Annotated in this window: 10 protein-coding genes and 1 pseudogene; 5 read left to right on the top strand and 6 right to left on the bottom strand. The window is 42.6% G+C overall.

The annotated features are described in order from the left end of the window. The first annotated feature begins 485 nt into the window (after positions 1–485). Positions 486–2,630: a TIM-barrel domain-containing protein gene (locus DWZ47_RS07600; protein WP_117512701.1), complete on the top strand. Its 2,145-nt coding sequence runs from the start codon at positions 486–488 to the stop codon at positions 2,628–2,630. 770 nt (positions 2,631–3,400) lie between these two features. On the opposite strand, the gene DWZ47_RS07595 is transcribed toward DWZ47_RS07600, so the two are convergent. The 6 genes from DWZ47_RS07595 to DWZ47_RS07570 are packed head-to-tail and all read right to left on the bottom strand — an operon-like array spanning position 3,401 to position 14,556. Next, positions 3,401–6,496 carry a SusC/RagA family TonB-linked outer membrane protein gene (locus tag DWZ47_RS07595; protein WP_117512700.1) on the bottom strand — a complete coding sequence of 1,032 codons (3,096 nt, stop codon included), beginning with the start codon at positions 6,494–6,496 and terminating at the stop codon, positions 3,401–3,403. A 6-nt stretch (positions 6,497–6,502) separates the two neighbouring features. Further along, on the bottom strand, positions 6,503–8,278 hold the full coding sequence (locus DWZ47_RS07590; RefSeq protein WP_117512709.1) for a RagB/SusD family nutrient uptake outer membrane protein: 1,776 nt from the start codon (positions 8,276–8,278) through the stop codon (positions 6,503–6,505). A gap of 14 nt (positions 8,279–8,292) precedes the next feature. Next, positions 8,293–11,124: a SusC/RagA family TonB-linked outer membrane protein gene (locus DWZ47_RS07585; protein WP_032849841.1), complete on the bottom strand. Its 2,832-nt coding sequence runs from the start codon at positions 11,122–11,124 to the stop codon at positions 8,293–8,295. 33 nt (positions 11,125–11,157) lie between these two features. Then, a complete protein-coding gene (locus DWZ47_RS07580; protein ID WP_008777404.1) occupies positions 11,158–12,225 on the bottom strand; it encodes a DUF4961 domain-containing protein in 1,068 nt (355 codons plus the stop codon). A 15-nt stretch (positions 12,226–12,240) separates the two neighbouring features. Beyond that, positions 12,241–12,696 carry a DUF5004 domain-containing protein gene (locus DWZ47_RS07575; protein ID WP_004301484.1) on the bottom strand — a complete coding sequence of 152 codons (456 nt, stop codon included), beginning with the start codon at positions 12,694–12,696 and terminating at the stop codon, positions 12,241–12,243. 15 nt (positions 12,697–12,711) lie between these two features. Next, positions 12,712–14,556 carry a RagB/SusD family nutrient uptake outer membrane protein gene (locus DWZ47_RS07570; protein WP_117512699.1) on the bottom strand — a complete coding sequence of 615 codons (1,845 nt, stop codon included), beginning with the start codon at positions 14,554–14,556 and terminating at the stop codon, positions 12,712–12,714. A gap of 357 nt (positions 14,557–14,913) precedes the next feature. Here DWZ47_RS07570 and DWZ47_RS07565 point away from each other — a divergent pair, with 357 nt between their 5' ends. The 4 genes and pseudogenes from DWZ47_RS07565 (at position 14,914) to DWZ47_RS07550 (ending at position 20,954) form a co-directional block, all read left to right on the top strand. Then, the gene (locus tag DWZ47_RS07565) at positions 14,914–16,218 is read left to right on the top strand and encodes a DUF5005 domain-containing protein (RefSeq protein ID WP_117512698.1); all 1,305 of its coding nucleotides are present in this window, start codon (positions 14,914–14,916) and stop codon (positions 16,216–16,218) included. Next, positions 16,215–16,439: pseudogene (locus DWZ47_RS07560) on the top strand (9-O-acetylesterase); the annotation flags it as partial. The gene DWZ47_RS07565 and the pseudogene DWZ47_RS07560, both read left to right, overlap by 4 nt. Before the next feature lie 55 nt (positions 16,440–16,494). Further along, positions 16,495–18,768: a GH92 family glycosyl hydrolase gene (locus DWZ47_RS07555; RefSeq protein ID WP_117512697.1), complete on the top strand. Its 2,274-nt coding sequence runs from the start codon at positions 16,495–16,497 to the stop codon at positions 18,766–18,768. A 29-nt stretch (positions 18,769–18,797) separates the two neighbouring features. Then, positions 18,798–20,954 carry a GH92 family glycosyl hydrolase gene (locus DWZ47_RS07550; protein ID WP_004305315.1) on the top strand — a complete coding sequence of 719 codons (2,157 nt, stop codon included), beginning with the start codon at positions 18,798–18,800 and terminating at the stop codon, positions 20,952–20,954. Positions 20,955–21,073: the final 119 nt, after the last annotated feature.

Raw genomic sequence — 21,073 nt, 5'->3', positions numbered from 1 at the left:
AATAAAAAAGAGATTACCACCAAATTTGACGAAGAACCAAAAATCTTCTCTAGAGACTGCTGAATTTTTTATTGATACATTTAAAAACGTACCGTAATAAACTAAATTATCATTTAATTTAAATCTGTGCAGAAACAAAATTAACTTTAGGAAAATTGTCTTGTGAATTGACTTGAAGTTAATCGCCTTGATTATTATTTTTATATGATTCTTTTTAAATTTCTCTTTAGTGGTTTCTTAAATTTCAAGCGTTCATAGTATAAAGTTCAATAGATATAGGTAAAAAGTTAGGATTGGTGTTTGAAATTCCACAATATTCCTCCGGTCTGTTTATTCTTCTTTTATGAGTGACCGGAGGAGTTGCTGGAAATCCTGTTTGACCAAAATGAAAATATGATATCATGAGGACTGTTTTCCAAGCTTTTGATTATGAAATTGCCAGACTAAAATCCGTTGGCGGAACTAATAACTAAAATAATATTTAAATGAGAAAAAGAATATCGTTATTGCAAATGGCTGTTTTCTTCTTTACGGCTCAGGTAGCTTGGGCAGGTAATATAAAAACAGAAAAAGTAACACTGGTAGGAAATGGAATTGTAGAATTTATCCCCGTAGGGTATGATGTTTCCCGTACGCCTTCATTAATTCTCTCCCATGAACCGGAAAAGAAAGGTGAAGTACCGGAAAACTGGAAATTAGTTCCTCAATTTACGATGACTGATGGCAAGGCAAATGCCTCATTGGATGTTCCAGCCGGAACAAGTCTGTATGGAGGTGGTGAAGTGACCGGTCCGTTGCTGCGTAATGGGCAAAAGATTAAAATGTGGAATACGGATAATGGTATGTATCGGGTTGATGGTGGCTCACGTCTGTATCAAACGCATCCGTGGGTATTGGGTGTTCGTCCGGACGGGACAGCATTTGGCGTATTGTTTGATAGTTTTTGGAAGGCTGAATTGATTACTAATTCAGATAAAATTGAATTTAATACTGAAGGAGCACCTTTTCGTACTTATATCATAGATCGTGAATCTCCGCAAGCTGTATTAAAAGGACTTGCCGAATTGACCGGTACTATAAGTATGCCTCCCAGATGGGCAATTGGTTATCATCAGTCTCGTTTTTCTTACGTGCCGGAAGCTAGAGTGAAAGAAGTTGCCAATACTTTTCGTGAAAAGAAGATACCGTGCGATGTAATATGGTTTGATATCAACTATATGGATGAATTCCGTGTATTCACGATCAATAACAGGGATTTTCCAGATCCGAAGCGCATGAATAAGTATCTGCATGATAATGGATTCCATTCCGTGTATATGATAGATCCAGGCGTAAAAGTGGATGATAACTATTTTGTGTATAAAACCGGAAAAGAGCAAAATGCTTTTGTTTGTGATATCTATCGTAATGAGTTTCACGGGAAAGTATGGCCGGGTGCTTGCGCATTTCCTGACTTTACCCGTCCGGAGACGCGCACTTGGTGGTCCGGACTTTATAAAGACTTTATGGCTAATGGAATAGATGGCATTTGGAATGATATGAATGAACCGTCTGTATTTGATGGTCCTGGGGGAACGATGCCGGAGAACAATATTCATTTAGGAGGAGGCAATTTACCTATTGGTAGCCATTTAATGTATCATAACGCTTATGGTCGTCTGATGGTCGAAGCTTCTTATAATGGCATGATGGCTGCTAATCCAGGCAAACGTCCATTTCTTCTTTCCCGCTCCAATATTATTGGCGGACAGCGTTATGCAGCCATGTGGACGGGCGATAACGAAGCTACTTATGAACAGATGAAACTTTCTGTACCGATGTCTATTACATTGGGGTTGTCCGGTCAGCCTTTCAATGGTCCGGATATAGGTGGATTTGCTGGGAATACGACTCCCGATTTGTGGGGAAACTGGTTAGGCTTCGGTGCATTTTTCCCTTTTTCCAGAGGACATGCTTCCTGTGATACAAATAACAAGGAACCGTGGGCATTTACTAAAGATATAGAAAAGGAATCACGCATGGCATTAGAACGTCGTTACCGTTTGCTGCCTTATCTCTACACTGCTTTTCATGTGGCTCATAAAGATGGACAGCCTGTGATGGCTCCGGTTTTCTTTGCCGATCCGAAAGATGAAAGTTTGCGTGCTGAAGAGCAAGCTTTCATGTTGGGGACAGACCTGTTGATAATTCCTGCATTTGCAAAGAATCCTTCTCTACCCAAAGGAATTTGGGAAAATTTATCTTTGGTTAAAGGAGATACAAAAGGTAAATATCAGGCCAAATTAAAAGTGAGAGGTGGTTCTATTATTCCAGTAGGCAAAATAATTCAGAATGTGAATGAAAATTCATTCGACCCATTGACTTTAGTTGTTTGCCCGGATGAGGATGGCAAAGCGGAAGGCTCCCTGTATTGGGACAAAGGAGATGGATGGGGATTTCAGAAAGGAGATTATAAACAGCTAACTTTTAAAGCAGAGTTAGTAGACGGGCATCATCTTATTGTAAAAGTGACAGACGATAAAGGGGAAGACCAAATTGATTTTGGAATGATAAAGGTAGAAGTATTGCATGCTGGCCATACTTATAAATCTTCTGGTGATATAGCTAAAGGCATTACAGTGAAATTGTAAGGGAGAATACAATAAATGAGGAGTTCGTTTATTTAACCATCTTCTTTTTGTACTGTTTAGAACTAAACTTCATCCTTATAATCCAAATGTGATTACTAAAAATAGCTTCCAGTCAAAAACATCAGTAAAAAAGGTTGTTGACTGAAAGCGAACCGAAAGCAAAAAAGAGAGATGAGTTCAGTCTCTTTTTTAGAGCCTCTATATTCGTTCAATAGAGCCTCTGTTTAAGTGAAATGCAGGCTTCGTTTCACTTAAACAGAGGCTCTGTTTTACTCACCTGACGTGTTAATGATTCTCATCCTGCATATCAATGATTCTAAGCCTGTATTTCAGCGTTGCCAGGCTTCCGCTCTGTATTCTTTAGACTACGTGTCAGGTATATATATATCCAGTATGGTGATTATATATCTACACCACACTGGATATATAGATCCACCGGCAAACGCAAAGAGACTGAAAGTATTGAAAGTACTCCTCCTCCTTATCTTAAATCTCTCTCTGTAGGGGATATTGTAATTCGCTTTTGGTTGCTATCTTCTTCTATCAAGGAGTTTGTGAACAATACTAAAACGACTGAAACTAGATTATGATGTAAGTTTATCAGGAACGATTTAGCCAGATTGCATTGGAAGGTTTACCCGTTTGAATAGGATATTATATGTCGCTTTTCTGGCTATATATCATACTCTTATCAGAAAGTAAAAAGGGGATGCATCACATGGACGCATCCCCTTTCTACATCAATACTATTATGAGTATTTATCGGTTTATTAAAATGTAAGTTGTACCCCTAAGTTAAACACGCGCTGGTTCATGTATGCATCACCGGCGGAGTTGGACTTGATTTCCGGGTCTTGTTGATACTTATCAAAACTTGTCCATGTAAACATATTGTAAGCATTGAGGTAGACACGGAGGTTTGTAAGCCATGAAGGCAACACTTTTGTGGGCACTTGATAGGAGACGTCGATGGTTTTCAAGCGGATGTACCAAGCATCAATTAACCAAAAGTCGGACATATACGCTGCTGCGCTGTTTACAGTTGACGGATTGCTTGTTAAGCGCGGAAATTCGATGGCTTCACCGTTCAGGTAGCGTTCCAATGTCCAGCGTTTCTGGTGTAGAGGTTGGAATTGACTCTTGAAAGGTTCGATACCTGTGCCGTTTACCGAGAAACTGTAGTTGAACGAACCTTGGAAGAGTACGCTCACTGACAATCCTTTCCACGAACCACCGATTGTCCATCCCAGTGTGGTGTTGGGTAAGTTTGGCTTACCGATAGCTCCCTTGTCGAAGTCGTTGATAACACCGTCTCCGTTCAAATCTTTGTATTTCAAGTCGCCGGCTTGGATAGGCACATCGGTATTAGGCACAGCCGGTGCATTTGCGGCTCCTGCATGAATCAAGTCCACTTCTTCAGGTGTATAATAACCTATCCAAGTGTAACCGAATGGTTGACCGATAGGGCGACCTGTTGCCGACAACCAATCGTATCTTTGTTGTGCTTCGGCATTAAATTCTACCTTATTCTTAGCATACGAGAATACGAAGTTGGTATTGAAGTTGAACTCACCGAAACGGTCTTGATAACCAATCTGTCCGTCGAAACCCATATTGCTGGTGCGTGCCACGTTGATAGGTGAAGTACCCACACCTAAGATCTGCGGTATGTCATTGCGTTTCACAAGCTGATTGTATCGTTTGTCATAGAACCAGTCGAAAGTAAATGCGAAGCGGTCGAATGCATTGAAGTCGAGACCTATATCAAACTTCTTAGCTTCTTCCCATGTCACACTGCTATTACCAAGGTCACCTTCCGTAATAGCAGTGGAAGTGACATCGCTTTGTCCGAAATTATAAGCATTATCAGTTGCTGTATATATCTGGTTGTAAAGGTAGCGGTTACCCATAGCTACGTCCGAACCTACAATACCATACGAAGCTCTGATTTTCAATAGTTGGATGAAAGATATGTTATCCTTGAAGAACGATTCTTCGGAGATACGCCAACCCACACCAATAGCAGGGAATATTCCGTAGCGGTGTCCTTCGGCAAAACGGTCGGTACCGTTGTATGCAACATTGAAGTCGACCAGATATTTATCTTTATATTTGTAACCTACGGTAGCGGTAAGGCCCTGAAAGTTTTCGGGAATCTTTTCTCCTGTATCGTCTGGATTTTTTTCTACGGTACGGCTTTGGCGGCTATACAGTAACGTGGCACTAACGTCATGTATTCCATTGAATATGCGTGCATAGTTGATGGAGGCCTGAACATCCAGATTTTTCACAGCCTGGTTGGTTCCGGCCGTCAGAGCATACTGTGAATAAGCATATTTACGGTTGGGGTTGATGTTATACTGATCCGTAGTAGGATCGTAGTGGTAGGTAGGGTACGCATCTTTTCCCCGGTTTACCTTGCGGAAGACTTCATCAATGGTAGAGTAAGCGATACGTGCATTGGCCGACAATCCTTTGGTAAGCCAATCCATCTTCCAGTTCACACCGTAGAGAATGTTGTTATCGTTACGGCGTGTACGCGTGTAACCTTCGTTAGCCAAACGTGCATTCAATGTAGGTCCGTAACCGTCCACATCTGAAAGATAAGCATACGATCCGTCCGGATTGAGTACCGGTGCCGAATAGGGGTGCATGGCGGTGAAATTGTAAATCTCGCCTGTAGCATTCAGACTACTCGGTTCGTTGATGTTCATGAAGCGCGAACTGAAGTCCAGACGCATAGTCAGATTATCAGTAACAGTAAAGTCCAAGTTGGTACGGTAGTCAAAACGGCGGTAAAAATAGCCGGTATTCACATCGTCATCCGCTTTAGCAAAGTTACGAACCAAACCACCTTGTGAGAAATAACCCCCGGATACGAAGTATTTCAAACGTTTGGTACCACCCGATACGTCGACATTGATGTTCGACTGCATAGCCGATTTTTTGAACACTTCGTCGTACCAGTTTACATTAGGATGTCCGTATGGGTCGGAACCGTCTTTAAACAGTTCCAAATCATGTTGTGTAAACATTTTAGTCAAACCATCGTTAGTACGTGCCTCGTTGACTAACAGGGCGGTGTTGTATGAGTCTAAGAAGTTGGGTTTACGGACAGGTATCTGACCGCCGGCTTCTGCACGTACATGGATCACTGGTTTTCCTTCTTCACCGCGACGTGTCTTGACTACCAACACACCGTTAGCCCCCTTGATACCATAAATAGCAGTAGTGGATGCATCTTTCAAAATAGATATGCTTTCAATCTCATTGACATTGATTTGTGACAGCTGTTCGTAACTGTATTCCACATCATCAACCATAATAAGCGGCTTGTTGCCGTCCTCATTCAAGGAACTGACACCACGGATGAAGAAGTCGGAAGCATCTTTTCCCGGCTGACCGGAACGTTGCTGACTGAAGAAGCCGGGCAGTTTACCCGATAATGTATTCTGTAAGCTACTTGTAGGAACTCTACGCAATTCGTTGGCTTGAATACCGCTCACAGCACCGGTCAGAGTGATACGTTTCGCGCTACCGCGACCTGTGATAACAACTTCGTTCAGGTTGTTGGCTTCGGAAACCCTCAATGCGATATTCAGTGTGCGCTGATTCGTTATTGCGACTTCCTGATTTTGATAGCCCACAAACGAAAATACCAATGTTTCGCCGCGTTTCACTTCCAGCGAATATTTTCCATCTATATTGGTGATGGTACCCCTTCCGGCTCCCTTTACCAGAATACCCGCCCCGATAAGCGGTTCGTTGCTTTCCCCATCAATAATGGTACCGCTTATCGTAAACGATTGGGAGTATGCCTGTACAATGCAGAGGAGGCACAAGAATGTTATAATTACTCTTTTCATAAGATATTACCAATTAGGGTTTTGAACCATATTCTTATTTTTTATTACTTCCGAATAAGGAATCGGATAGAAATAACGTTTATTGTCCCATTGTACATTGAGCACAGCTTGCGGAACGTAGGTCGTGGAAGTCTGTGATTTAGTGATGTACATTCCTTGAATAGGCTGTGCATAGACCTGTTCGGCAAGTCGCCAACGACGAATGTCCCAATAGCGATGCTCTTCAAAAGCCAATTCAATGCGGCGTTCATTCTGAATCACTTTGCGCATTTCGGCTTGCGTCAAATTGTGTGTCAGCTCATCGGTTGTTAGTCCATACAAATTCTTTTCACCAGGTTCGATACCTGCACGTCGGCGCAGGGCGATGATAGCATCATATACAGCTTGCGAAGGAGTAGACAAATATTCGTTTTCGGCTTCGGCAAAGTTCAGAAGTATTTCGGCGTAACGGAACATCACCCAGTTGTGTTGTGTGTCTTGATATTCGTTGGCTGCTTCGAAATCACCCATAAACTTGCGCATGTAATAACTCGTGAGCGAGTACGACGAACCAAGAGGATTATTGGCTCCACCCTGCCATGTTTCCATCGTAGAGTTCACCCATGACGAACCATTGTGTATAATGGTATATTCCAAGCGTGGATCACGTTGTGCGTAAGGAAGCTGTTCATTGTATTCATATTTACCTTTATCATTGATAAAGTGACCGTCTTTCATTAAAAAGGCATTGACTAAATTCTGTGTGGGATTGGTGCGACCGTTTCCTTGTTTGGCACCGCTAAGTCCCAATGGACCGTTAGCTGTTTCCACCGTCTTATCCATTGCGTTTTCACGGAAGAAGATAACTTCTTTATGTTCGTTTGAATACCAATTGGTAAATACATTCTTGAAATTATCGTCAAGTCCCATGATAGCTCCGTCACCTGTTCCGTACGTGTTAATAAAGTTGCGGGCGGCATCGGCTGCTATTTTCCAACGTTCGCGATCGTAAGAGGCATAACCTATCAACTCGTTACCAGATTCAATGGGCTTTTCGTTGAATAACGGACTTGCTGCATAGAGCAATACACGAATCTTCAGTGCCTGGGCAGCCTGTGTGTTTACTACGTGTGCGCTGGCGGCGGCGTCAGGTAGTGGCAGCGAACGAAGGTCATCTTTGATATCGTCAAGCTCACTTACAATATACTTGATACATTGCTCGAACGTGCTACGTGGCAATTCGATGTTTTCGTTCAATTCGTACACTTTATCACCGATAATGGGCACTCCACCGTAGCGCTTCACCAATTCAAAATAGAAGTAAGCACGCAGGAACCGGGCTTCGGCTTTCATAGAATCATTGAGCCTGCGTGTATTACCGAGTGCATCAGTGTAAGTAGTGTTGAAAGGTACTACGTCAATGCCACTCAACAGAATGTTCACGCGGCGAATCACCAAATAAGGGTCGCTCCAAATCATATCCGAGTTAATAAGATTGGAGGCACTGTAACGTCCGATGGCCAGTTTGTATACATCGGACTCGGACGAAATAACAGAGAGCGCATCGTCGGAAGCGGCATCCAGGTAGTCACCATTTACGCCGTTGTGTCCATTACGCATGTAATAGTAGATGCGGTTGAGGTATTTACGTACTACAGTTCCGTTGGAGTCGGTCTTCGAGAAGAGATAATCTTCTGTAAACATATCTACAGGCGTACTCTCATAACTGTCTGTACATGCGGCAGCACTCAATAACAGCATAAATGCTCCTACTGCCCATGTGCCATATTTATTTTGTTTCATATCCATCATTTTTATTAGAAGTTAAGATTGATTCCAGTCGTAATGGTGCGCTGTAACGGATAGCTGGTGAAAGTAACTTCAGGGTCTTGCAAGCGGGTACGTGACCATGTGAGTAAATTTTGTCCCTGTACAAATATCTTCACGCGCAGTCCGCCTAAGTAATTACGGCAGAAGTTTTCGGGTAGTTTGTACGATACGGTGGCGTTCTTGAGACGAATATAGTTGCCGTTCTGTACAAAGAGTGAAGAGTTCCAGTTGTTTCCGTAGTTGTACATATTGCCTCCGGCAGTCAGTCTCGGATACGTAGCTGTTTCAGCTGTTTCGGGTGTCCAACGATTCAGCAAATTGGTGTAAGCTTGTCCGTAGCTTTGTCCGATCACTTGGAATCCTTCGAGCAACGTGCGGTCGCTATTATATAAGTCGCGGTTGTAAGCACCTTGGATAAGTGCTGTAACTTCCAACCCTTTCCATTCAAAGCCTAAATCAATACCAAAATAGCAAGTCGGTTTGTCGCCACCAATCACAGTACGGTCGAATTCGTTGATTTCGCCGTCACCGTTCATGTCTTTGTATTTCACGTCACCCGCTTGAATATTGTTGAAGCCGTTCATTACGGGATAACCATCGGCTATGTCTTTAGCTGTGAGGAATCCGGTAGCTACCAATCCGTAGATGGTACCGGTGGGTTGACCTGTCATTTTCAGATAGTCGTAAGGTACGTATTGCTCGTCCATGAACAACCGTTTGTTCTGTTCCATACTCCAGTTGGCTGATACATAATAGTTTACCTTGCCGATGTGATCTTGCCAGCTAAGTTGTGTTTCCAATCCGTAGTAACGTGTTTTTCCGATATTTTCTGCCGGATAAGCAATACCCAGCAATTCGATGCTCTTACCACGTGATTGCAATATGTCATAGTAGTAGTCATTGTAATAGTCGGCCGAGAGAGTCAAACGATTCTTTAACAAGGTTAAATCTAAACCTACATTGACCTTCCTTCCTTTTTCCCATGTCAGGAGGGTATTAGCCAATGGGGATATTTCCGACACTGAACCTCCGTTGCTCATGGATGTACCGTTGCTATACCAGAATCCGCCATCTTCATTGTATCTCTTTAAATAGCTGAAGTAACCGGCATTGTCGATTCCATTTCCTGTATGACCGTAGGTAGCACGTAACTTGAGTTGGTCTATCTTCGATGCCTCCATAAACTTCTCTTTGCTGATATCCCAACCCAGACCTACTGCCCAGAATGTTCCCCAGCGACGTCCATTGTCATAGCGGTTGTAATAACTTTCCGTTACGGCTGCTTGCGCGAAGTATTTGTTATCGTAATTGTATTCAACTTTCTGTCCGATGTTCGACGGAATCATAGGCAGGTCGTAGTTGTTGAGTATAGTACGTGTATCGCCCCAAAGTGAAGCTTTTACACCATGCATACCGAATTGGCGTTCCCAGTCTACATACATTTTGCCATACATATATTGGTACGTCGATACTGAACGGTAACTGTTGGTTTGTGAACTCACATCTCCATACTTGTCATAAGCCTCGTTGCCTTGTTGGGTTATGCTGTATTGAAATACTTGTGCCTGTTTGGTACGAACGATAGCATTGCGCACTTGCGATGAGATGTTTCCCGTTGCACCAACGGAAAGTCCTCTCACCAATTTATCGAAGTCATATTTCAAATTAATGGTTCCTACGACGTCGCGGGTATTGCTTGAGATATATCCCGAACCAGTGGTCTGTGCATAGAGATTTTGGGTATACGAAGCGTTACCACCATACGTACCGTTGGGATTTAAGACGGGATAAGCATTGTTGGGAGTCTGCCATACGTTGCTCAAAAGGTCGCTGTATCCTGTCCCCGAAATACCTCCAGGTTGGTTTCCTTCTTCTATACGTCCCATTAAAGACATGCTTACCTTAAATTCATCTGTCACGTTGATGTTTACCTTCGATGTGATGAGATACCGGTTGTACTTGAAATTGGTGTTGTAGCTATTAGCATCGCTCGTCTTGAACAATCCGTTTTCGCTGTAATATCCCAAACTTACAAAGTATTGAGCCACTCGTCCGCCACCTGTTACATTCAGGTTATAGGCTTGCGACGTAGTAGAATTGTTCATAATAGCATCTTTCCAATTTACGTCGGGATGCAGATAAGGGGAAGTTCCATTGCGATAGGCTTCAAAATCATCATACGTATAGAGCGGTGACTTGCCATCATTAAGCAATGCTTCGTTGAGCAAATAAGCATATTGATAAGCCGAAAGTGGATTTGGACCGGATTTCAATGCACTGGATATACCAAACTTTCCGGTGAGTGAGAGATGGAAACCACCTTTTGCATCAGGATTTTTGGTAGTGATAATCAATGCACCACGTGAACTGCGCATTCCTAAAAACATATTGGAAAGAGCATCCTTTTGAATGGTAACCGATTCAATGGCTTCGGGATCTATGGAATACAGGTCACGTTCCACACCGTCGACAATGGCTATAGGTGACTGTCCGCGTGCTGAAATGAGAAATTCCGAATTATCTCCGTAGATACCTCCACCTACATTAGGAATAGCTCCTACTATATCGGATTTGGTATTGGCCTCAGTCCGTAACAGTTGCATGCCACGGAAAGGCGATACATTAAGACCTTTCAATCGTCCTTGCAATCCGGTAAGGATGGTAGCCGACTGATATTTTACCAAGTCGTTGGTATAAACCGTCGAAGATGCTCCTAGGGTATTACTTTTAGTGTGCGCCACACTGTCTGCCGGTGCATCTTGTGCCTTTAGTGCGACGGCAGCTACACATAGTAGTCCCGTCGTTATTATTTTATACATATTCTGTTTCATTATCAGTAGAATATAAGGTTATCACTCGCAATAGAACGTATATATGAATGGTTCCTTCTGCGGAGGGAGAGGTATATTTAACATTACGAAGTCATCATCAGACTGTGTAATGGAGATAGATCCATCGGCATTGGTGAAGGCATATTCAATATTTACAAGCTCTGTTCCTTCAGGTACATTGAAGAACCCTTCCGGCCAAAATGTGATATTGTATGTTTTTGTATACTGATTCTCTCGTTTCATCAGGGTCTTGTCACTTTTCTCATTTACGGTATAACGGTGTCCGTCGCTACCTACCGCCGTTCCTTCAAAATAGATCTTATCGGCCTTGACAAGTGCATTATCCTCGTCCATGCCTCCTATGAAGCTAAAGGTAACAAAATCGTTTTGCAATGCTGTCAATGGAGTAGTTTTGTTGAAGTGTTCGCTACAGAAGTCAGTAACAAGTCCTTCACCTTCTACTACCTCAAAACATCCGGCTTCCTCACATTTCTTTGCATCTGCACTTGTACTGAAGTTATCGTCAGTACTGTTAATAAAGAATGATGGCTTAAAACGCAGATTTTTGTTTCCTACCGGTACACGGACATAGATTGTAAAATGAATCTCCCCTGCAACGCCGTTATAGGGTTTTGTCCAATAGGCTGCCCATTCCATATCTTCCAGAATATTGGTACCTACACCGTATTCTTGCATGAGAGCGGCCGACCATGACAATCCTGGTTTATTGCTAGGCTGTTCGGTCGATGGTATAAGTGTCATGTTTTGCTCACCTATATTCGGATCAAATGTATCTTCTATATATGAAACTCTGGCATTTTGTGCCAGATTCCAACTTTTAGGAGCCAAGAAACCGAAAACAAGTCGTTTGTCATTGCGTGGGTCTCCTTCAACCTTAATGTGTCCATGCATTTTGAAAGTGGCAGTCGTTCCGGCTTTTGCATAGTTTACGGCTTTTCCGTCTATCATTTGGGTTATATCGACAGAATCGATAAAGAGGCAACTCATAACGACAAAAGTCATAAGTATAGTTGATAACGCTACGATGTGCCGTTTGCGTTGAAGCAAGCTGATTAATTTCTTTTTCATAAAGCGTTATGATTTTTAGTTTTCTGATATTTTCTTGAATACATAGGTGTAGGTATTCGAACCACATCCGGGGCTATGAGTAATCACGATGTTACGTTCGCCATTGGTAATGGGGAATAGGATATCGGTACTGGCCTGCTCCGTGGCTCCATCTTCTGTGAAATAGAGGCGAAAAGGATAATAGATATCGTCAACTTTCCACGTGCCATTGTGGCGTACCACAAAAGGCAGATAGTTTTCAATTGTGTACTTACCATCTTTCTTCAGGTCAATTTGGAACTGGCTGAAGTCCATGGTCTCGGTAATATCATTACTGTTGCGGCTCACTGTGGTGAGTTGCCACGTGCCTGATATGTCTTTGACCTGCTCCGTGTTTTTGTCAGGATCAGCAGGAGCAGAGAACGTATCACACGATGTCACAAGCAGAGTAGTCAGCAAGGCTATTGCCGCCAAATGTATGCTATGTTTCATATTTTGGGTATTTTATTAGTTATAGTAGGGATTCTGTAGCAAATCTTTCGATTTCACCGTTTCATTGTAAGGAATTGGGAAGAAGTACATAGCCGGACGCCATACATGCGTGCGTACATCAAATTCTTTCCAAGTCTTTGTTCCGTCAGTGGCGCGAGTGATTTCAATGCCATGCATGGTTTTGCTTTCGGTTTGTGGAGCAATCATCCAGCGGCGTACATCAAAGAAGCGATGTCCTTCAAAAGCAAATTCAAGGCGGCGTTCTTCCTGAATGGCTTGGCGCATCTGTTTTTGTGTCATATTCTTTTCAAGTCCATACATACCATCTGCACCGGGCTCGATGCCGGCACGCTTGCGAATGAGTTTTAATATAGGATAGCAACCGAGTTGTTGCCCGCCTAGTGTTTCTTCGAAATCGGGACCATGATATTCATTGGCTGCTTCAGCATACATCAGTAAAATGTCGGCGTAACGTATTAGTGAATCGTTGTGACGGCTTGGGTTCCATGTACTACCTTTACATAAGCGATCACATCCCTTGCGTACATAGAAACCGGTGGCAGTGCCTTGGTATACGGCATCGCTTGTCTGCCCTACGCCAATCCATGTGTTAACAACTGTGGTAGCACTGTAAGTATCGTCGGCAGGAACTAATGCACCGTCATAAATCACAGTGTTGTTGAAACGTGGGTCGCGATTTTTGGCGGGATTCAAAGGATCGAATGTGTATTGGCTATTGTTAATCGGTTTACCGTCAATCATAGGGAAGGCATCTGCCAGTTCTTTGTATATGTACCCGCCGTGGCGTGTTCCGGAGTGACTGCCACTAGGGGGATAGTAAGCAGCTTCATGTCCAGACTCACGTTGATACTTACGGTCGAGGATATTGCCGGCAAAGGCTCCGTTATTGTTTTTACCATCATCATCGGTCAAATTGGCATTTCGTGTATCACCGGCTTGGAATACGACGTAGAATCCGAAACCAGGTTCGGCTTTGCCGTTCAAATCTTTACTTCTAATAAAGAGATTATAGGTTCCTAGGTTGATTACTGCGCGGGCAGCATCCATTGCCGTTTTCCAACGTTCTTTATCATAAGAGGGATAGCCTACTAATTCTTTGGTATCGGTAGGAGCGAAATCACTTCCATTGAATAATGGACTGGCTGCATAGAGGCAGACACGGGCTTTAAGACCCAATGCCGCTGCCGATGAGGCACGACCGTTTTCTTGACCAGTTCGTCTCACGGGAAGTACATTGAGTTGGACGATAGAGTCACATTGATGGGTCACATACTCTACACATTCTGCCCATGTATTACGCGAGGTTTTCATTGTCGAAGTAGCATCATATACATTATTACCAATAATTGGTACACCGCCGTAGTGTTTCATCAGAATGAAGTAGTACCAGGCACGCAAGAAAAGTGCTTCGGATATGTATTGAGCTTTCTGGCTCTGTACCATCGGTGATCGGTCGATATTGGCGAGGAATACGTTGCACCGACGAATGTTGGTGTAGCATTTCGACCATGCGTCATCACTCACCGTAACCGGATTAACCGTACCGGTAGCAAACATCATGTTTGTCCAGATGGTTGACGAAGGATAAAATTCAGCTTCGTCACAAGCGCTTTGCAGCCCACCACCATTAGCCAAAAGGTATGTCCATCGGTTGTAGTTGATATCAAACCCGATGTCGGTATAAATTCCGGTCAGGAAGTTGGCGGTATACGTACTATCTGCAAAAACGGTCTCACGATTTAAATCCGAAGTTTGGGTTTGATCGAGGAAACTGTCATTACAGGACGCAACTGTTCCTAAAAATAGGAGTAGCATTAATGATTTCATGTACAATTTCATAGTAAAACTTATAAAATTAAAATTAAACAATTTAAAGCCAATAAGCCGAGACTAATTCACGACTTGAATTTGTATTAAGACGATTGACAAGATATACACCACTAAACCCAATACTTTTTTTTCACGTATTATTATTCAGTGAAAAGATCATTGTATTATTCGAGCAATGATAGTAAATCAAATACATCTAAAGAAAGAATTATCCGAATTAGTGGTTTTTCATTCCTGAATCGTCTTTATCCTAAACTCTAATAGTATAACATTATGAGACGCATCTTTTTGTCAACCTTTATGGCTTGTATTATCGGCCTTACAGGTGCAGAAACAAATTAAATAATCTTAAATATCTTATTAAACATGAAACCAATTCATCTTATCCTAAGTATCGCACTCCTCGCTGGAGGAGCATGTGGTGACCAGCAAGAACCTTATTACGGCAATTCAGAAGTGAAGATGCCTCAAATTGATTCCGAATGGAATCTCGAACTAATGCCAAATCGATCAGGACAATATTGGAAAGTGTTCGTCTACAAAGACTTGAAATACAATGCCCTTTTCACTCGGTCGTTGGGCTGGAATGGAGGAGACGGTGTGTTCACCACTGGTTTGCCTGACGGGAATATATTTTGGTCGTTCAATGATAGCTTCTATGGCGTAATCAATGAAAATCGTTCACGAGGTAATTGTAGTTTCCCGCGTAACAGTATTATGGTACAAACACCTGGTGAGAAGGATGAAAATCTTGTTTGGTTAGCTGATTACGTACAAACCAACGATCCTAATGCGGATAGATACTATCAGGTACGTACTCACATTCGTCATCCGAAAGCTACACTTTCGGATGAAAAAATACAAGCTGGAGAAATCGATCAGGATTATCTTTATTGGGCAGGAGATGCTACGATATATAACAATCAGATGCAAATGTTGTGGGGAGCCGTTGATAATACCGATCCGAACAACTTGATGCGTCGCTTTGGTACTTGCTTGGCTACTTATAGCTTGGAAGGAAAGCCGGGTGATGATACTTATATGAAACTTATCAGTCGTAATGATGATTTTAACGACCACACTTTAGGTTATGGCGACACTATGTGGGAAGACGAAGACGGACATATCTATCTTTACACAACTTCCAATTATAAGGTGGCTGTGGCACGTACCGCTACACGCGACCTTGGCAGCCAGTGGGAATATTATGTGGCCGACCCGCAAGGAAATTTCTCGTGGACAACGCAGTACCCCTCAACCCAAGATGCTGAAAATTCTACAATTATCCCTTTGGAAAGTGCATGCTCTATGCCTTGGGTATTTAAAAAAGGTGATACCTACTACATGATCGGACAATCCATGTGGTTCGGGAGAGACGTGCTGATGTTCCGTAGTAAGCACCCTTATGGGCCGTTTGTCGACCAAAAGACTCTCTTTACATTGCCCGAATTTCTTGATAAGATTGGCGAACAACGTTATCAACATGTTTATATGGTAAATATTCATCCGGCTTTATCACGTACCGGTGAATTGGTGATCTCTACCAATACAGACTGTTCCAACTTTTGGGATAATTTTAATGCACCGGGTAGTGCCGACTTTTATCGTCCTTATTTCTATCGTGTATTTAATTGGGAATCATTGTACGATAACGATGCTCCACTTGAGTAAAAGGATTTACTATCTCTGGCGTTGATCATAAGTTTCACTGGGCTGATGCTATGATTGATGGTAATTCCATCATCGTCTCATCTCCTGAAGTTGCTTTCCCAATAGCGGTGCGTTATGCTTGGGCGGATAATCCAATCTGTAATTTATATAATGGTGTTAACCTTCCGGCATCTCCTTTCCGCACAGATGACTGGCAGGGTATTACTTATGGTAATAAATAGATATAGTAGTTTCGATTTGTCAAGTGAAATAGATGTAACACATAAAAAAATAACCATGAACAAACTCATTTGTTTAGTGATCTTCTCTTTTTTCTCAACAGGTATATATGCCCAAATGAAAAACTTGGTGCAATATGTCAATACACTGCAAGGTACCGACTCTCATTTCGGATTAAGTTATGGAAATACATACCCTACTACCGGTATGCCTTATGCCATGCATACGTGGTCTGCCCAAACAGGGAAAAATGGAGAAGGCTGGAAATATCAATATGCAGTAGATAATATCAGAGGATTCTGCCAATCCCATCAATGCAGTCCGTGGATGAGTGATTATGCAGTGTATTCTTTTATGCCGATGGTGGGGAAATTAGTTGTAAATCAGGAGATGCGGGCAACGAAGTTCAGCCATGATAATGAAATTGCCAAGCCACATTATTATAAAGTGATGCTGGATAATGGAATTACAACCGAGATGGCTCCAACTACTCGTGGTGTACATTTACGCTTTTCTTATCCCTCTACTGAAGACGCCTATCTGGTAATTGACGGATATACAGATATGAGTGAAATCAAGATTGATCCGGCTAAGAGACAAATTTCCGGTTGGGTGAATAACCAACGTTTTGTAAATAACTCTAAGACATTCCGTAGTTACTTTGTAGTGCAGTTCGATAAAGTATTTGAGGATTACGGTATGTGGGAAAATCAGAAAGATGAGATTTTCCCTAAAAAGTTGGAAGGAGAAGGCAAAGGCTATGGTGCTTATATCAAATTTAAGAAAGGATCGAAAGTACAGGCAAAGGCTGCTTCTTCCTATATCAGCGCAGAGCAGGCTGTGATTACACTGAACGACGAACTGGGTAAAGATAAGAATTTGGAAACCACCAAAATACGTGGACATAAAACGTGGAATGAATTATTGAACCGAATCCAGGTAGAAGGTGGAACAGACGAACAAATGAAAACTTTCTACTCCTGCCTTTTCCGTGCCAATCTCTTTTCACGCAAATTCTATGAACGTAAAGCAAACGGAGAACCTTATTACTATAGTCCTTATGACGGTAAAGTATATGACGGATATATGTATACTGATAATGGATTCTGGGACACTTTCCGTTCTCAATTTCCATTAACTAATATTCTGCATCCTACTATGCAGGGACGTTACATGAATGCCTTGCTTGCCGCACAAGAACAATGCGGATGGTTACCTTCCTGGTCAGCTCCCGGAGAAACAGGAGGAATGTTGGGTAATCATTCCATTTCATTACTAGCAGATGCGTGGGCAAAAGGGATTCGGACTTTTGATCCGGAGAAAGCTTTGAAAGCATACGCACACGAAGCCATGAATAAAGGTCCTTGGGGAGGCGCCAACGGACGCGGTTTCTGGAAAGAATATTTTGAACTGGGATATGTTCCTTATCCGGAATCAATGGGATCGAGTGCACAGACAATGGAATATGCATACGATGATTTCTGTGGCTACCAACTGGCTAAGATGACTGGAAACAAACATTATCAGGAAGTCTTTGCCCGTCAGATGTATAATTATAAAAACGTATTCGATCCGTCTATCGGTTTTATGCGTGGAAAAGGCGTCGATGGTAAATGGCAGGAACCGTTTGACCCGTTGGAGTGGGGTGGACCTTTCTGCGAAGGTAATGCTTGGCATTATACCTGGTCCGTATTCCATGATGTAGAAGGATTAATAGACTTGTTCGGAAGCGACCAAAGATTTACGACCAAAATGGATTCGGTATTCGCCCTTCCCAGCACTATTAAACCGGGAACTTACGGAGGAGTGATCCATGAAATGAAAGAAATGGAACTGGCAGGTATGGGACAATATGCACACGGCAATCAGCCGATTCAGCACATGCCTTATCTGTATAGCTATGCCGGTCAACCGTGGAAAACCCAGTATTGGGTACGCCAGATCGTTGAAAGATTGTATAATTCCACAGAAAGAGGATATCCGGGAGACGAAGACCAAGGCGGTATGTCATCATGGTATATCTTGAGCTCATTAGGCATTTATGCCGTTTGTCCGGGTACGGATGAGTATGTAATTGGCAGTCCGTTATTTAAGAAAGCTACTATAACGATGGAAAACGGCAATAAATTCGTGATTGAAGCGAACAACAATAGTAAAGAGAATCTCTATATCCAGTCTGCTACCTTAAATGGACGTGTGTTGGATAAGAATTTTATCAGATACGACGATATAGCAGACGGAGGAATCATCCGCTTCGAAATGGGGAGTCAGCCGAATAAAGAACGATGTACGTCGAAGTATGCCGCTCCTTTCTCTTTGTCGAAAGAATAAGAAACTAAAAAGTGTAACGAGAATACAGTATGAAAAATAAAGTTTTAACAGGTTTATTATTGGTTTTGATTGGAGGGTGGGGGAGTCTCTCGGCGCAGAGCGCCGGGAGTAATTATTCCCGTCAGGTAAATACCCTGATAGGAACGAAAGGTGTGGGTCTGACTTCGGGATATCTTTATCCCGGAGCCACCTACCCTTATGGAATGGTGCAGTTTACCCCCTCTTACTTTTCCAAACGTTCCGGATTCGTCATCAACCAATTGAGTGGCGGCGGTTGCGAACACATGGGCAACTTCCCTACTTTTCCGGTAAAAGGCAAACTGAAGATGTCTCCGGACAATATTCTCAACTATCGTATCAATATCTCTGAAGAAAAAGGACATGCAGGTTATTATGAGGCAATGGTGCAGGAAGACATCAAAGCTAAACTGACTGTGACCGAAAGAACTGGTATGGCGAGTTATGAATATCCGGCCGATCAGCAATATGGTACGGTAATTATCGGTGGAGGTATTTCCGCTACTCCGATAGAGCAGGCCGCCATCGTTATTACTGCACCGAATAAGTGTGAAGGATATGCAGAAGGTGGTAATTTCTGTGGACTCCGTACACCGTATAAAGTCTATTTTGTAGCAGAGTTTGATACGGATGCGTTGGAATCGGGAACATGGAAAAGAAATGAACTGAAGCCGAACACGACTTTTGCTGAAGGAGAATACTCCGGAGTCTATTTTACTTTTGATGTAAATAAGAAGAAAAATATCCAATATAAGATTGGGGTTTCTTATGTATCAGTAGAAAATGCACGCGAGAATCTGAAAGCGGAGAATACCGGATGGGATTTCCTGCAGATTCAGAATCAGGCAGAATCCAAATGGAATCATTATTTGGGTAAGATTGAAGTAGAAGGAACCAATCCGGATCGTACCACTCAATTTTATACCCATCTGTATCGTTCATTCATTCACCCGAACGTATGTAGTGATGTGAATGGGGAATACATGGGAGCTGATTTCAAAGTGCATAAATCACGTTCCAAGCACTATACTTCTTTTAGCAACTGGGATACCTATCGTACACAGATTCAACTATTGTCAATCCTTGATCCTGAAGTAGTCTCTGATATTGTTATTTCTCACCAATTGTTTGCCGAAGAAGCAGGTGGTGCTTTCCCGCGTTGGGTGATGGCTAATATAGAGACCGGCGTGATGCAAGGAGATCCGACTCCTATCCTGATATCCAATGCTTACGCTTTTGGTGCCCGCAATTATGACCCGAAACCGATTTTCAAAACCATGAGAAAAGGAGCGGAAGAACCGGGAGCAATGTCACAGGAGGTTGAGGCTCGTCCGGGACTGAAACAGTATTTGGATAAAGGATATTACAACGCTTCTATACAACTAGAATATACTTCCGCTGATTTTGCAATCGCACAATTTGCCTTACATGCCGTAGGAGATGAGTTTGCAAGCTGGCGTTATTTCCATTTCGCACGTTCATGGAAGAATCTGTATAACCCGGAAACCGGATGGTTGCAATCACGTAATCCGGATGGTTCGTGGAAACCACTGACTGAAGATTTCCGTGAATCGACCTATAAGAATTATTTCTGGATGGTGCCATACGACATTGCCGGACTGATAGAAATTATCGGAGGCAAAGCAGCGGCAGAAAAACGCCTGGATGAATTCTTTACTCGTCTGGATGCCGGCTATAATGATGCCTGGTTCGCTTCCGGCAATGAACCGAGTTTTCACATTCCTTGGATATACAACTGGGTCGGAACTCCCTATAAAGCACAGGAGATTATTAACCGTGTATTGAATGAACAGTATTCAAGCAAAATTGATGGTCTGCCGGGCAATGATGATTTAGGGACGATGGGCGCCTGGTATGTGTTCGCTTGTATCGGTCTTTATCCCGAAATACCGGGAGTGGGAGGCTTTACGGTGAACACTCCGATATTCTCATCCGTGAAAGTTCATTTGAAGAAAGGGGATATGGTGATAAAAGGCGGTTCGGAAAAGAATATTTATATCAAGTCCATGAAGCTGAACGGTAAACCGTATGACAGTACATGGATCGATTGGGACCAACTGAATAATGGGGCTACAATAGAATACACTACCTCGTCCAAGCCTGACGTGAAGTGGGGAACTAAAGTGACACCTCCCTCTTTTCCTTAAAGCAAATTAACGAGGCATATAAGTTTATATCATAAATTTAGGCACGGATTACACGGATTAACGCTGTTGTTCTATATATTCATCACTCTAAAAACCGTGAAATCCGTGTAATCCGTGCC

The sequence above is a fragment of the Bacteroides sp. AF32-8BH genome (assembly GCF_003435205.1).
In the GTDB taxonomy this organism is placed as follows: domain Bacteria; phylum Bacteroidota; class Bacteroidia; order Bacteroidales; family Bacteroidaceae; genus Bacteroides; species Bacteroides ovatus.
The sequence above is the reverse complement of the archived record's forward strand: the minus strand, read 5'-3'. Positions and strand labels throughout refer to the sequence as shown.